This is a genomic window from Xanthomonas euvesicatoria pv. euvesicatoria (assembly GCF_020880415.1).
Classification (GTDB): Bacteria; Pseudomonadota; Gammaproteobacteria; order Xanthomonadales; family Xanthomonadaceae; genus Xanthomonas; species Xanthomonas euvesicatoria.
Window position 1 is genome coordinate 1 of the sequence record NZ_JAJIUJ010000007.1, and the last position, 14,819, is coordinate 14,819.

The 14,819-nt window shown below is 64.9% G+C and carries 12 protein-coding genes and 1 tRNA gene; 12 read left to right on the forward strand and 1 reads right to left on the reverse strand.

Annotated features, from left to right (window positions below; genetic code table 11):
- A partial coding sequence (locus tag LN450_RS00605; protein WP_228884909.1) for an SDR family oxidoreductase occupies positions 1 to 1,059 on the reverse strand: 1,059 nt, incomplete at its 3' end.
- A 294-nt stretch (positions 1,060 to 1,353) separates the two neighbouring features.
- Here LN450_RS00605 and LN450_RS00610 point away from each other — a divergent pair.
- The 12 genes from LN450_RS00610 to LN450_RS00665 form a co-directional block, all read left to right on the forward strand.
- Positions 1,354 to 3,903, forward strand: coding sequence for a DNA internalization-related competence protein ComEC/Rec2 (locus LN450_RS00610; protein ID WP_011347454.1), 2,550 nt, complete (start codon positions 1,354 to 1,356; stop codon positions 3,901 to 3,903).
- Positions 3,794 to 4,456 carry a MotA/TolQ/ExbB proton channel family protein gene (locus LN450_RS00615; RefSeq protein WP_033837296.1) on the forward strand — a complete coding sequence of 221 codons (663 nt, stop codon included), beginning with the start codon at positions 3,794 to 3,796 and terminating at the stop codon, positions 4,454 to 4,456. Before LN450_RS00610 ends, LN450_RS00615 begins: the two co-directional genes overlap by 110 nt.
- A gap of 3 nt (positions 4,457 to 4,459) precedes the next feature.
- Positions 4,460 to 4,924 carry an ExbD/TolR family protein gene (locus LN450_RS00620; protein WP_008576649.1) on the forward strand — a complete coding sequence of 155 codons (465 nt, stop codon included), beginning with the start codon at positions 4,460 to 4,462 and terminating at the stop codon, positions 4,922 to 4,924.
- A complete protein-coding gene (gene msbA, locus LN450_RS00625) occupies positions 4,921 to 6,690 on the forward strand; it encodes a lipid A export permease/ATP-binding protein MsbA (RefSeq protein ID WP_011347456.1) in 1,770 nt (589 codons plus the stop codon). The genes LN450_RS00620 and msbA overlap by 4 nt, the downstream gene beginning before the upstream one ends.
- Positions 6,687 to 7,724, forward strand: a complete 1,038-nt coding sequence (gene lpxK / locus LN450_RS00630) for a tetraacyldisaccharide 4'-kinase (protein ID WP_011347457.1) — start codon at positions 6,687 to 6,689, stop codon at positions 7,722 to 7,724. The genes msbA and lpxK overlap by 4 nt, the downstream gene beginning before the upstream one ends.
- A gap of 304 nt (positions 7,725 to 8,028) precedes the next feature.
- A complete protein-coding gene (kdsB, locus tag LN450_RS00635; RefSeq protein ID WP_011347458.1) occupies positions 8,029 to 8,808 on the forward strand; it encodes a 3-deoxy-manno-octulosonate cytidylyltransferase in 780 nt (259 codons plus the stop codon).
- Positions 8,805 to 9,269, forward strand: a complete 465-nt coding sequence (locus LN450_RS00640; protein WP_011347459.1) for a low molecular weight protein-tyrosine-phosphatase — start codon at positions 8,805 to 8,807, stop codon at positions 9,267 to 9,269. Before kdsB ends, LN450_RS00640 begins: the two co-directional genes overlap by 4 nt.
- Positions 9,270 to 9,292: 23 nt before the next feature.
- Positions 9,293 to 10,711, forward strand: coding sequence for an NHL repeat-containing thioredoxin family protein (locus LN450_RS00645; protein WP_031422836.1), 1,419 nt, complete (start codon positions 9,293 to 9,295; stop codon positions 10,709 to 10,711).
- Positions 10,708 to 12,567, forward strand: coding sequence for an excinuclease ABC subunit UvrC (gene uvrC, locus LN450_RS00650; protein ID WP_011347461.1), 1,860 nt, complete (start codon positions 10,708 to 10,710; stop codon positions 12,565 to 12,567). The genes LN450_RS00645 and uvrC overlap by 4 nt, the downstream gene beginning before the upstream one ends.
- The gene (gene pgsA / locus LN450_RS00655; protein WP_005916703.1) at positions 12,564 to 13,196 is read left to right on the forward strand and encodes a CDP-diacylglycerol--glycerol-3-phosphate 3-phosphatidyltransferase; all 633 of its coding nucleotides are present in this window, start codon (positions 12,564 to 12,566) and stop codon (positions 13,194 to 13,196) included. The genes uvrC and pgsA overlap by 4 nt, the downstream gene beginning before the upstream one ends.
- Before the next feature lie 36 nt (positions 13,197 to 13,232).
- Positions 13,233 to 13,308 (forward strand) — tRNA-Gly (locus LN450_RS00660).
- A 225-nt stretch (positions 13,309 to 13,533) separates the two neighbouring features.
- On the forward strand, positions 13,534 to 14,819 hold a 1,286-nt coding region (locus tag LN450_RS00665), incomplete at its 3' end, for a tyrosine-type recombinase/integrase (protein ID WP_228884911.1).

Genomic DNA, 14,819 nt, shown 5'->3' on the forward strand with positions numbered 1-14,819 from the left:
AATGATGCGCAGTGCCCGCAGGCGGGTAAACAGTTCGAAGAACGAGGCGCGGCTGTCGTAGAAGTCGAGGAAACCCAGTTCGCGGCTCTTGGTCATGTCGTTGACGCACTCGATCTCGCGGCCTAGGTCGGCATCGGTATGCCACCACGATGCAAGCCGATTGACGTCGGACTCTACCAGCTGGTGTTGCGCGGCCACCTCAGCCCATAGGGCAGGTGCGGTCTGGCTCATGCGTGGTTCCAGCGGTTCAGGCACAGCGGGGCAGGGCGCAGCATCGAGTTGGAAGAACTTCGCAATCTCGCCCCACATCCAGCGCCAGCGGAACACATCGCCATTGACGGTGTTGAAGGCCTGATTGCGCGCTGCGGGGCTAAGTCCGGCCCAGGCCAGTTGGCGGCCGAGCAGCCCGGCATCGGTGAGGTCGGTGAGGCTGTTCCACTGCGCTTGCGACCCTGGGAACACGAACGGTTGCCCGGTGTGCTTGCACAGCGATGCATACACCGCCAGCGTCACGCCCATGTTCATGGCGTTGCTGCCGTTGGCCATGCCGATCATGGTGTGCGAGCGATGTACGCTCCAGCCGAAACCGTGCTGCTGCGCATGCGCAAACAGCAGGTCTTCCAGCGTGTAGTAGAAGTTTTCGCCCGGCTGGCGCGGCTCGCTTTCGCGAAACGGCGTCTCGGCCTTGCCGCTGCCGTAATTCTCGAAGGCGCCCAGGTAGTGCTTGGTGCCGGTGACCAGCGCCATGTGCTGCAGCGGCGCATCGCTGAGTGCATCGCACAGGTGCCGCATCATCGCGCCGTTGGCCTGGACGTTCTCGCGTTCGGTATCGCGGCGGGTCCAGGTGCAGAAGAACACGTGGGTAATCGGTAGGCCACGTAACGCGCTGTTGGTGCTGTCGGCGTCCAGTAGATCTGCCGCGACCGGAATGACACCGTCGTGGGGCAGTGGCCGGCGTGCAAGGCCGTACACGGTCCAGCCGTCGGCGAGCAGCACGTTGGCAAGGTTGTAACCGGAGATGCCGGTCACACCGACGATCAATGCAATGCCTTTACGCATGGGGGAGACTCCTGGAAAACGGATTTCACCTTAGCGGCGACACCATGAAATCGGGGCGAATGCTGGGCCAGAGCGCGTGCTGCGCCGTTGATCGCTCCATTTGCTGCGGCATGCATCGTCAGGTGTGCACTGTCCTACGCACTGCATCCAGTGGTTGCGGGCTGCAGTACTTCTTCCGTATTCGCGATCGGCGAGCGCCGCGCAGTGTTCTTCCTACCCAGGCTTGGGCAGATCTCCGCTGTGCGTGGAAGGTGCCGCGATCTAAGGTGAAGACGTTGATCGATAGGGTGCGGAATGGCGACCGACAGCATGGAGGTGTCAGCGCAGGCAGCGCCGCCGCAGATGGGATCGGCGGTGGCCATTGCGGCCGCGTTATTGCTGGGCGTGGTGGCCTGCGCCTGGTCGCCCACACTGCTTGCGCGCATGGTTTACGTCGGCTGCGTGTGTGTTGCATTGCTGGGCAGCGGCGCGACGGTGTGGCTGCGCCCGCGCCGGAGTGCGCTATTGCTGGCAGGGGCGGCGGCACTCTTTGGATTCGGGACGATGGGGTGGCAGGTGACCGATGCCCTGCAGTCGCAACTGCTTCCCCGGAATGAAACACGCGATGTCACCGTGCGCGGACAGATTGTCGGCCTGCCGACCGCCGAGCAACGCCGTACCCGCTTTCAGCTGCGCGTGGACCAAGCGCCGGCGCAGCCCGCGGCACTGCGCGGGAAGCTCCTGCAACTGGCCTGGTACGACGACTTTGGCGCCGAGCGCATCGGCCCGCGCGCAGCGCTACATGCAGGTGCGCGTTGGCAGCTGCGGCTCAAGCTGCGTGCGCCACGCGGCTTGCGCAATCCCGGAGGCTTCGATGCCGAGCGCCAGGCAGTGGCGCAGCGCATCGCTGCGACGGGCTATGTGCGCATGCCTGCAACCGCACGCCAGATCGCGCCGCCGCAAGGCGTGGATGCGTGGCGCGAATGGATGTCGCAACGCATCGCCGAGCGTGTCGGCGGCCCTTCTGCGCCGTACCTGCGGGCGCTCGCGCTCGGAGATACCCGCGGGCTGGACGATATGGCATGGGCAACGTTGCGCGCGACCGGGCTCAGCCATCTGATCGCCATCTCCGGATTTCATGTCGGGCTGGTCGGGGCATTCTTCGCGCTGCTGGTCGCTGGCATATGGCGCTGGCAGCCGCGACTGGGCACCTTCATGCCGCGTCTGCATGCGGCATCGATTGCCGCGCTACTCGGCGCCGCCGCCTACGCGCTATTGGCTGGCATGGCGCTGCCGACGGTACGCACCGTGTTGATGATTGCGGTGGTGGCCCTCGCCAGGGTACTGCGGCGACGCGCCTCGACCGCGCACGTCCTCTCGCTCGCCTTGTTGGCGGTGTTGCTGTGGGATCCGCTCAGCGTGCTGGTGGCTGGCTTCTGGCTCAGCTTCGCCGGCGTGGCATGGCTGGTCTGGTGCCTGCCGTCTGACGATCGCGCCATCGTGCGCGGCTTTTTGTCTGCGCAGACCGTGGCCACCGTTGGCCTGCTGCCGTTGACGGTCAGCCTGTTCGGGCAGGCGTCGCTGGTCGGGCCATTCGCAAATTTGGTCGCCATTCCCTGGTGGACTTTCGTGGTGGTGCCGCTGTGCCTGTTGGGGACCGCGCTCGAAGCGATCTATCCAGGGACCGGCGTATGGGCATGGCAGCTTGCGGGCTGGTGCTTTGAGCTGACCTGGCCGGGGTTCGTCTGGCTCGGGCACACCGCGGTGGCGTTGTGGTGGGTGCCCGAGTCCGATGGGGTTGCCCTGATCGCCGCCTTGCTCGGTGCGTTCTGGCTGTTGCTGCCGCGCGCAACGCCGGGTAAATCGTTGGCGGCGCTGCTGTGGTTGCCGCTGCTCTGGCCGGATCGCGAGCTACCTACCGCCGCAGGCGAGGCGGAAGTGCACGTGCTGGATGTGGGCCAGGGCTTGGCGGTGCTGGTGCGCACGCAACGCCATGCGCTGTTGTTCGATACCGGTCCGGCGGTGCGCGACGGGTTCGATGCCGGCGAGCGCGTCGTGCTGCCGGCGTTGCGCGCGCTTGGCGTACGCCGGCTGGATGCCATCGTGCTCAGCCACGCCGACGCCGATCATGCCGGTGGCTATGCCGCGGTGCGCACGGGGCTGCCGGTGGCACGCACGGCTGCGCCACCGGGTGCGCCGTTGGACGTCACCGCACGTTGCCGCGCCGGGCAGCAGTGGGAGTGGGACGGTGTGCGCTTCCGCTTCCTGCATCCCGGCGTTGGGTTTCCTTATCTACGCAATCAATCCAGCTGCGTGCTGCGGGTCGAGACCGCGTATGCGAGCGCACTGTTGCCGGGCGATATTGGCGAAATCGTCGAGCGCCGCCTGCTGCGCGGGCGCGCCGCGGATCTGCGTGCGGACCTGGTGATCGTGCCGCACCACGGCAGCGCCGACGGCTCGCAAGCCGGCTTCATCGCCGCGACCGGCGCACGCCTGGCGCTGGTGTCGTCCGGTCATGGCAACAGATTCGGGCATCCGCGCGCCGAGGTCGTGCAACGCTGGAAGTCGGGCGGAGCAGAAGTGCTGGACACTGCCCAGGCGGGAGCGATACGGGTTTGGCTCGGTGCCGCGGGCCTGCAACTGCGCGAGCGGCGGCACTGGCAGCCGCGGCTATGGGATGCTGCGGAACGGCGGCGGTCGGCTGCTATTCTATCGGTCAGCGAACAGGCGGCCGTGTTGCCGGAGGAATCGAATCGTGTTGGAGCTGGTCAAGGCAGGCGGTTGGCCGATGGTGCCGTTGCTGTTGCTGGGCGTGATCGCCCTGGCGATCGTGCTGGAGCGTCTGTGGAGCCTGCGCCGCAATGAGGTGACGCCGCCGGGCCTGGGCGAAGAGGTCCGTCAGTGGGCCGCGCGCGGCAATCTGGATCCCACCCACATCGAATCGCTGCGCCGCAATTCGCCGTTGGGCGCCTTGCTGGCCGCTGCACTGGATGTGCGCGGCCGCCCGCGCGACATGATTCGCGAACGTATCGAAGACACCGGCCGGCATGTGGTGCATCGCATGGAGCGCTACCTGAATGCGTTGGGCACGATCGCTTCGGCCGGGCCGTTGTTGGGTCTGCTTGGTACCGTGGTCGGCATGATCCAGATGTTCCTGGGCATCCTCGATCACGGCGTCGGCGATGTGAATCAGCTCGCTGGCGGCATCGGCAAGGCCCTGGTGTGCACTGCCACCGGCATGATCATCGCTGTTCCGGCATTGATGGCACATCGCTTTTTCAAGGGGCGCATCGCCGGTTACATCATCGAGATGGAGCAGGAAGCCACCTTGTTGCTGGACACCATCGATGGCCGAGTCGTGCCGGCAGCCGTCGCGCCGGCCGCAGCGGGCGCCAAGCCCGTCACGGCGAAGGGTTGACGGATGCGCATCGGCAGCGACCGAAGCCAGGACGAGCCGCATATCGACCTGGTGCCATTGATTGACGTCATCCTCGTCCTCATCATCTTTTTCGTGGTGACCACGACCTTCGACGCACGCTCCACGCTGCAGCTGCAGTTGCCGACCGCTAGCGACCAGCACACCAGTGCGCCGCCGCGTTCGTTGAGCGTGCTGGTCAACGCCGATGGGCGTTATTTCATCAACGATCAGGAAGTACTGCGCTCGGATGTGGATTCGCTCAAGCAGACCATCGCCCAGATCGCCGGCGATGACCGCGAACAGACCGTGCTGATGCGCGCCGATGCGCGGACCCCGTATCAGGCCGTGGTGACCGCGCAGGATGCGCTGGGCCAGCTCGGCTTCCGGCGCATTGCCATCGCCACCGCGCCTCCGGCCAGCGCCACCGGTACGACCGGCAAGACAAGCACCAACGGAACCCGCCAGTGACCATCTCCACCGACCGCCCGGCGCCAGTGTCTTCCTGGCGCACGTACCGTCGCCTGCTGGCGTTTGCCAAGCCATATCGCTTGTTGCTGGTGGCCGCGTTGATCGCCGCGTTGATCGAAGCGGCCGGCACCACCGGGTTTCTGGCGTTGATGAAGCCGATCACCGACGAGACCTTCATCTACAAGAACGCCGAGGTCAGTCGCTGGCTGCCGGTGCAGATCATCCTGCTGTTCGTGGTGCGCGGCGTCGCCGGTTACATCACCGACATGGCCATGGGCAAGTCCGCACGCAGCATCGCGCGCGACCTGCGTATCAAGGTGATGGCCAAGTATCTGCGCCTGCCGGGGTCACGCTTCGATTCGGAGCCGGTGCCCTCGATGCTGATACGGCTGGGCTCGGATTCGGACCAGGTTGCGCAGGCCGCAGTAGATGCGGTCAAGGTCATGATCCAGCAATCGCTGCAGGTGATCGGTGCGCTGGCACTGATGCTGTGGCATAGCTGGCAGGTGACGTTGACCATCCTGGTGCTCGCCCCGGTGCTGGCCTGGGTGATGGACAAGGTGGCGCGGCGCTACCGCCGTATCAGCCACAGCATCCAGGAAAGCGGTGCGCAGCTGCTGCAGGCTGCCGACCAGACCTTGTCCAGCCATCAGGAGGTCAAGATCTACGGGGCCCAGCAGACCGAAATGGAGCGCTATGGCGCGCTGGCCAATCGCAACCTGCGCCTGGCGATGAAGGTCGAATCCACCCGCGGCATTTCCACTGCCACCGTGCAGATGATCGGCGCGATCGGCCTGTCGGCCCTGCTGTTCGTGGCCGGTGCGCAGGCCTTGGCCGGGCGCCTGACGGCCGGCGATTTCGTCGTGCTGATGACTTCGATGCTGACCATCATTCCGGGCCTCAAGCAGCTCACCAATGTGCAGAACATGGTGCAGCGCGGCCTGGCATCGGCCGAGCGCTTGTTTTCAGTGCTCGACAGCCCGGACGAGCCGGATCAAGGTACCGTGCCGCTGACGCGTGCCAAGGGCTTGATCGAATTTCGCGATGTCACGGCGCGCTACCCCGGCCAGGTCAATCCGGCGCTGGCCGATGTCAGTTTCGTTGCGCAACCGGGCACCGTCACTGCCATCGTCGGGCGTTCGGGAAGCGGCAAGTCCAGTCTGATCAAGTTGATCCCGCGTTTTTACGAAGCCGAGGCCGGGCAGATCTTGCTCGACGGTCATCCGGTGCAGGCGTATGCGCTGGCGGATCTGCGCAGGCAGATTGCGCTGGTGGGCCAGCAGGTGATGTTGTTCGACGGCAGCATCGCCGACAACGTGGCGTTCGGTGAAATGCGCAACGCCGATGCCGGCCAGTTGGAGCGGGCGATTCTGGGCGCAAACGCAATGGAATTTGTCGCGCAACTGCCCGAGGGGCTGCAGTCGCATGTCGGCACCAAGGGCGGGCGCCTGTCCGGTGGCCAGCGCCAGCGTCTGGCGATCGCACGCGCCATGCTCAAGGACGCGCCGGTCCTGATCCTGGACGAGGCCACCGCAGCGCTGGACAACGAATCCGAGCGCTTGGTACAGGACGCCCTGCACAAGCTGATGCCGGACCGCACCACGCTGGTCATCGCGCATCGCCTGTCCACCATCGAGCATGCCGATCAGGTGCTGGTAATGGACCAGGGGCGGATCGTCGAGCGCGGTACGCATCACCAATTGCTGGCGCAGGGCGGCTTGTATTCGCATCTGCACGGCATGCAATTCCGCGAACGCCAGGCATGAGCAAGCGCGGCACCCGCACCCCGGGTTACTGGTACGACAACACGCCGATCCCCTTGCCGGCGCGCATCCTGGCGCCGGTCTACGGCGCTGCCATCGCATTGCGGCGGGCGCTGTATCGCCGCGGTTGGCGCAGGCGCCACCGGGTACCGGTGCCGGTGATCGTGGTTGGCAATGTCACTGCCGGCGGCACCGGCAAGACGCCGCTGACGATCGCCTTGGTCGTAAAGCTGCAGGAAGCCGGCTGGACGCCTGGTGTCGCCAGCCGTGGCTACGGCCGCGATGACGCAGGTACCGCGCGGTGGGTCGAAGCGGACACGCCGGTGGCGCTCGGCGGCGATGAGCCGGTGTTGATCGCCTGGAAAACCGGTGCACGCGTGCGTGTCGACAGCGACCGGCTCGCTGCTGCACGGGCGCTGGTCGAAGCGGGCTGCGACATCGTGATCTGCGACGACGGGCTGCAGCATTACCGTCTGGCGCGCGATGTCGAGATCGAAGTGGTCGATGGCCAGCGGCGCTACGGCAACGGACGCCTGTTGCCCGCTGGGCCGCTGCGCGAACCGGCCGCGCGGGCACGCGATTGCGATTTCCGCGTGGTCAATCTTGGCCAGGCCAGTGCGACTGCCGCACCGCAGGTGCCCGATGATGCCGGTTTCGGCGAGTGGCAGATGCGTTTGAGCATCGACAGCGTGCAGCCGATGGATGGCAAGCGTGCGCAGCCCTTGAGCATGCTTGCCGGGCAGCGCGTGCATGCGGTAGCGGGCATCGCGCATCCGGAACGTTTCTTCGCCATGCTGCGCGCGCGCGGCATTGGCGTGGTGCCGCACGCGTTTCCGGATCATCACGTCTACCGCGCCGCGGATTTCAGCTTCGGAAGCCGCCTGCCGGTGCTGATGACCGAAAAGGACGCGGTGAAATGCCGTCCGTTCGCCGACGAGTGGTTGTACAGCGTGCCACTGAAGGCGGAGCTGCCGGCCGCGTTCTGGGTGAGTCTGCTGGACCGCCTGAACAAATTGGCCAGCCGGCAGGGCGTGTGAGTGCATCACGGGCCATGGTGAGCATGCAGCTGGACGTTGCTGGCCAACCATCGCGAGCCAGGCGTCGAGGACGCGCTTGCTGCTGTGATGTGGCATCCAGGCTGCATGAAGTTTCGCAACACTCGGGCAGAGGTCTGCCCTGAAATATCGGTGCGCATGGCTGCGAGCAGGGCATGCAGCGCGTTTTTGAGTGCTGATGCCGTGCAGCGCAGCTCCCACTGAATATAGCCACTTCGCTCAATCACACATCGGCATCAAGCGATTCGGTTTTCTCGTTTCCCCACTGCATCCAGAGCGCGCACGTATGACACCCACCACGCCTGCCGATTTCGTCGTCGCCATTCCCGCCCGTTACGCCTCTACGCGGCTGCCGGGTAAACCGCTGCAACGGATCGGCGATCGCCCGATGATCCAGCATGTGACCGAGCGTGCGTTGCTGGCGGGTGCGCGCGAGGTATGGGTGGCCACCGACGACGCGCGCATCGCTGCGGCGATCGAACATCTGCCAGGAGTGCATGTGGCAATGACCGGCGCCGCGCATCTGTCCGGCACCGATCGCCTTGCCGAATGCGCACGCATTGCCGGATGGGACGACCAGACCTGCGTGGTCAATCTGCAGGGCGACGAACCGTTCGCGCCGGCTGCAGGCATCCGCGCCGTTGCCGATCTGCTGCAGCACTCCGGTGCCCAAATGGCCACGCTGGCCGCGCCGGTGGACAACGCGCACGACCTGTTCGATCCCAACGTGGTGAAGCTGGTGCGCACAGCCGGCGGCGATGCGCTGTATTTCAGCCGCGCGCCGATTCCCTGGCACCGCGACAGCTTCGCCAGCCAGCGCGATAGCGTGCCTGCAGAAGGTCAGTGGCTGCGCCACATCGGCATCTACGCCTATCGCGCAGGCTTCCTGCAACGCTTCGCGGCCATGCCGCCTGGCATGCTGGAGCGCATCGAATCGCTGGAACAACTGCGCGTGATGGAAGCCGGTTATCGCATCGCCGTGGCGGTGACGCCTGAGCCGTTTCCGCCGGGCATCGATACCCCGGACGATCTCGTCCGCGCACAGGTGCGGGTGGCATCGCCATGAAGGTGCTGGTCGTCTGCCTGGGCAATATCTGCCGCTCACCGATGGGCGAGGGTGCGTTGCGTGCGCGGCTGGATGAAGCCCGTTTGTCGCGGCGCATCCAGGTCGATTCGGCCGGTACCGGCGACTGGCATGCCGGCGAGGCGCCGGACCCGCGCGCCATCCGCTGCGCGCGCGGTCACGGCGTGGATATTTCCGGCCTCCGCGCGCGCCAGGTGAAGCACTCGGATTTCGAGCATTTCGATTGGCTGTTGTGCGCAGACGCCAGCAATCTGCGCGATCTGCAGCGGCTCGCCCCGGCGGCGCAGCGCGACAAGCTCGCCTTGTGGCTGCCCTGGGCCGGCATCGACGCGCGCGATGAAATCCCCGACCCGTATACCGGCAGCATGCATGACTTCGAGCAGGTATGGCAGCTGGTCGACACTGCCGCGCGCCTCACCGTGGCCAGACTCACCCGCGGCTAATCGCGCTTGGGCATAATCACCGCATGAACGCCCAGCTCACCCAGGAACTGCCGGAATTTCCCACCTGGCTCAATGCCAGGCCCTCCACCTTGCAGGAGCATCGCGGCCGTGCGCTGGTGCTGGCGTTCGTCAACGCCAGTTCGGTGTGGTGCGCCGAACGCCTGGCCGAGCTTGCCCACTGGCAGGCGCGCAGCCCTGGCCGGCTCCAGGTGATCGTGGTGCAGGTGCCGCGTTTCGACAGCGAGCGCCTGCCGCAACGCTCGCTTAAACAACTGCGCGGACACGGCGTGAGTGCGCCGATCCTGCTCGACAAGGACTGGGAAACCTGGCGACGCTTCGGTATCGAATCCTGGCCCACGCTGGTGCTGCTGGATGCCTACGGCCGCGAGCGGCAGCGCCTGGTGGGCGTCACTGGCGACCTGGACAAGGCGCTGACTGCCCTGTGCGAGGGCCAGCAGCCGCCATCGGACGCCGACCTGCACGGCGTGGCCGAGCGCGAGCCCGAGCCGCACCTGGCGTTGCGTTTTCCTACCGGCCTGGCCGCGACCGAAGACCGGTTGTATGTCGCCGATACCGGCCATCACCGCGTGCTCGAGTGCACGCACAGCGGACGCGTACTGCGCCAATTCGGGCATGGCAATGCGGATTTCATCGACGGCGGTGTCGGCGAAGCGGCATTCCGGCGCCCGCAAGGTTTGGCGTTGGAACGCGATCAGCTGTATGTCGCCGATACCGGCAACCATGCGCTACGTCGTATCAACCTGCGCAGCGGGCAGGTTGATACTTTGTGCGGCACCGGTCGTTCCGGCGAGCCGGTCGAAGGCCCGCTGGCGTCGCCCGGTGCCTCTGCGCTCAACTACCCGCAAGGTTTGGCCATCGCCGACAACCAGGTGTTGATCGCCATGGCCGGCGATAACCGGATCTGGAGTTATCACCTGGGCCGAGCCGCGCTGACCGCGCGCGCAGGCACCGGTGCCCTTGAAATTCGCGACGGCAGCGGCCATCTCGCTGCTTTCGCACAGCCGGCCGGCTTGGCGTCCGTGCAGCAGGTAGCCTATGTCTGCGACGGGCTGGGCTCGTCGATCCGCACCATGCAACTGCGCGGCGATCTGGTGCAGACCTTGGTCGGCGGGCAGGGCACCTGGCAGTTTGGAGATCAGGACGGTCCACGTAGCACGGCACGCCTGCAGTTCCCACAGGCCATTGCACTGGCGGCCGATTCGCCGTTGCTGTGGATCGCCGACACCGGCAATGGCCGCCTGCGCTGCCTGCGCCTGGGCGGCGGTGAATTGACCACGGTCGCGCTGCCGCGTCGTCTGCATGGCCCGGCCGGTCTGGCGGTCACCGCCGGTGCGGTCTGGATCGCAGAAACCGATGCACATGCCATCTTGCGATACGACCTTGCAAGCGGCGCACTGAGTGATGTTTCGATAGACGAATGAGCGTCAGGCCCCACAACGATTTCGATGGAAAAGCGTTTGCTGCGCAACTGAGCACCGCGCCTGGCGTCTATCGCATGTATGCGGGCGACGATACCTTGCTGTACGTCGGCAAGGCCGGCGCGTTGCGCAAGCGTGTGGGCAGCTATTTCAACGGGACACCGAAGAACGCCCGGTTGACCTCGATGCTGTCGCAGGTCGCGCGCATGGACGTCACCGTCACCCGCAGCGAAGCCGAAGCGCTACTGCTGGAAAACCAGCTGATCAAATCGCTGTCGCCGCGCTACAACGTCTCGTTGCGCGACGACAAAAGCTACCCATACGTGTTGCTGACCCGCGAACAATGGCCCCGGATTGCCTTGCACCGCGGTCCGCGTGCGGTGCAAGGGCGTTATTTCGGCCCTTACACGGGCGTCACCGGTGTACGCGAGACGCTCAGCTTGATGCACAAGCTCTTCAAGCTGCGCAGTTGCGAGGACAGCGTATTCCGCAACCGTTCGCGGCCATGCCTGCAATACCAGATCGGGCGTTGCAGCGGTCCGTGCGTGGACTTGGTGGCGGCTCCGGATTACGCCGAATCGGTACGCCGCGCCACCATGTTTCTCGAAGGCAAGAGCGATCAGCTCGGCGAAGAGATCATGCACTCGATGCAGCAGGCCAGCGAGGCGCTGGAATTCGAGCGTGCTGCGCGTTTGCGCGATTTGCTCTCGTCGCTGCGCAGCATGCAGAACCGTCAATACGTCGACGGGCGTGCAGCGGATCTGGACGTGCTGGCCTGCGCCACGCAATCCAGCCAGGCTTGCGTCTTGTTGCTGAGTTTTCGCGACGGCCGCAATCTCGGCACGCGCTCGTTCTTTCCCAAGACCAACGGGGAAGACAGTGCCGACGAAATTCTTGGTGCGTTCGTATCGCAGTACTACGCCGAGCACTCTCCGCCGCGCGAAATCCTGCTCGACCGCGAGATCCCGGAAGCCGAGCTGATCGAAGCGGCGCTCAGTACGGCGGCCGAGCACAAGGTGGCGCTGAAGTGGAACGTGCGCGGCGAGCGTGCCGGCTATCTGCTGCTGGCCACGCGCAATGCGCAGCTGACCCTTGTCACCGAGCTCACCAGCCAGAGCGCGCAGCACGCACGCAGCGAAGCCTTGCGCGAGATGCTTGGACTTGCCGAGCCGGTCAAGCGCGTGGAGTGTTTCGACATCAGTCACACCATGGGCGAGGCGACCGTCGCCTCGTGCGTGGTATTCGACGCCAGTGGCCCGGTGCGTGGCCAGTACCGGCGCTTCAATATTTCCGGCATCACGCCGGGCGACGACTACGCAGCCATGCGGCAGGCGATCGAGCGCCGCTTCCGTCGCGCCGTGGAAGAGAACGGCGTGCTCCCCGACGTACTGTTGATCGACGGTGGCGCAGGCCAGCTGGCACAGGCGCAGGCCGCGCTGGCCGATCTCGGGGTCGAGAACGTGTTGCTGGTCGGCGTGGCCAAGGGCGAAGAGCGCCGGGCCGGGCATGAAGCGTTGATCATGGCCGACGGCCGCGAGCTGCGGCCGGGCGCGGCGTCGCCTGCGCTGCAATTCATCCAGCAGGTGCGTGACGAAGCGCACCGCTTTGCGATCACCGGCCACCGCGGTCGCCGCCATAAGGCGCGCATGACCAGCAAGCTCGAGGATATCCCCGGCATCGGCCCTCGGCGCCGCGCGAGTCTGCTCAAGCACTTCGGCGGGCTGGTCGGGCTCAAGGCCGCCGGCGAGGCCGAGATTGCACGAGTGGAGGGGGTCAATGCCGCACTTGCCGCGCGAATCTACGCTAACCTGCACGGGCTGGCGCTTCCCGATGCGGCAGGCGAGGCAAGTCCGCAATGAAGTTGACCATCCCCACGTGGCTGACACTGCTCAGGATCGTGATGATCCCGGTGTTGGTCGTGGTGTTCTACCTGCCGTACACGTGGACGAATTTCGCGTCCGCCGGCGTGTTTGCGCTGGCCGCCATCACCGACTGGCTGGATGGCTGGGTCGCGCGGCGTTATCACCAATATTCCGCGTTCGGCGCATTTCTGGACCCGGTCGCCGACAAGTTGATGGTCGCCGTGGCGCTGTTCCTGATCGTGCAGGGCCATCCCACGCCGTGGATGGCGTTCTGGGCTGCAGTCATCGTCGGACGCGAGATTGCCGTCTCCGCACTCCGCGAATGGATGGCCGAGATCGGCCAGCGCGCCAAGGTACGCGTGGCGGCCATCGGCAAGATCAAGACCACCGCACAAATGGTGGCCTTGCTGTGCCTGTTGTATTCGGTCACGCCCGGGCAAATGCCCACGCATGAAATCTGGCTGGGCAACCTGATATTTCGTGCAGGCTACTGGACACTCGCCATTGCGGCCTTGCTGACGCTGTGGTCGGGGTTTCAGTATCTGCAGGCTGCATGGCCAAGCCTGCGCGCCGACGAAAAAGCAGCGATCAGCAACAAGCCGAAAAAAATCGAAAGCAACAGTTGACAGCTATCCTGTTCGCTGTAGAATTTCGCCTCCCAAGCGGGAATAGCTCAGTTGGTAGAGCGCAACCTTGCCAAGGTTGAGGTCGCGAGTTCGAGTCTCGTTTCCCGCTCCAAATATTGATCTACAGACTTCCACTGGCATCTGTAGGTCGTTGAAAAGAGGAGCTTCGGCTCCTTTTTTTATTACAGCAAACGCCACGGACATCCACCAACAGCCAGCGTTTTTGAGGCCAAAATTGAGGCCAAAGAATGTGGGTGGTGCCGGTTCCGGGTTGTTGCTGGGGTTGGATCGGGATAACCAGCAGCATCGAGCCTAAGTCTCATGACCTAGGAGTTTGATGATGGCACTCTCTGATCTGACCGTGCGGCAAGCCAAAGCCGCCGAGAAAACCTACAGCATCCCTGACACCGACGGCCTCGGCTTGGTGGTCGCTCCAACCGGCGGCAAATCGTGGCATCTGCGCTACTACTGGCTCGGCAAGCAAAAGCGCATCTCTTTGGGCAACTACCCCGAGGTCGGACTGCGCGAAGCACGCACCTTGCGTGATGAAGCCCGAGCGCTCATGGCGAAGGGCATCAATCCCCATACAGACCGCAAACAGAAGCGACGCGCTATCAAGCTGGCCTCGGACTACACGTTCAAGGCCGTCTTCGATGCCTGGGTCGAGCATCGCGCGAAGGAACTCAAGGAAGGCAGAAACAGCACGCTGTCGCAGATCCAGAGAATCTTCGGAAAGGATGTGCTGCCCAGCCTTGAGAGGATGTCGATCTACGACATTCGCCGACCTCAACTCTTGGGCGTCCTGGCGCGGATCGAGCGGCGCAAGGCTTTCACCACTGCCGAGAAGGTCCGCACCTGGCTGAGCCAGTTGTTTCGCTACGCCCTGGTCATTGTCGAGGGCATGGAGGCTAATCCGGCCACCGACCTCGACGTGGTGGCCGAGCCCAAGCCCCCGGTGAGCCACAACCCCTACCTGCGTCTGCCTGAACTGCCCGACTTCCTCCAGAAGCTAAGGCTCTACAACCCGCGTGGCTGGCAAACGCAGCTCGGCATTCGACTGCTTTTCCTGACCGGGGTGCGTACCGGCGAACTGCGACTGGCTACACCGGAGCAGTTCGACCTCGACCGCGGTCTGTGGATTATTCCGCCGCAGATCGTCAAGCAGCTTCAGGACGAGATGCGCAAGGCCGGCAAGCGCCCGCATGACATACCGCCTTACATCGTGCCTCTGTCTGTCCAGGCGATCGAGATAGTGCGCTACCTCCTGGGCGTAATGCGGCCTGCCCAGAAGCATCTGCTGGCGCACCGCAGCGAACTCAAGAAGCGCATCAGTGAGAACACCCTCAACGCTGCCTTGAAACGAGTGGGCTACGACGCCCAACTGACCGGCCATGGCATTCGGGGAACGATTTCTACGGCGCTCAACGAGATCGGCTATCCCAAGATTTGGGTGGACGCGCAGCTTTCGCACTCCGATCCGAACAAGGTGAGTTCGGCCTACAACCACGCCAAGTATGTCGAGCCGCGCCGCCGGATGATGCAGGATTGGGCCGACCGTCTTGACCTGCTCGAACAGGGCCAAGTGGAAGCTGCCAGTGCACATCTAACCATCCATATCGAAGG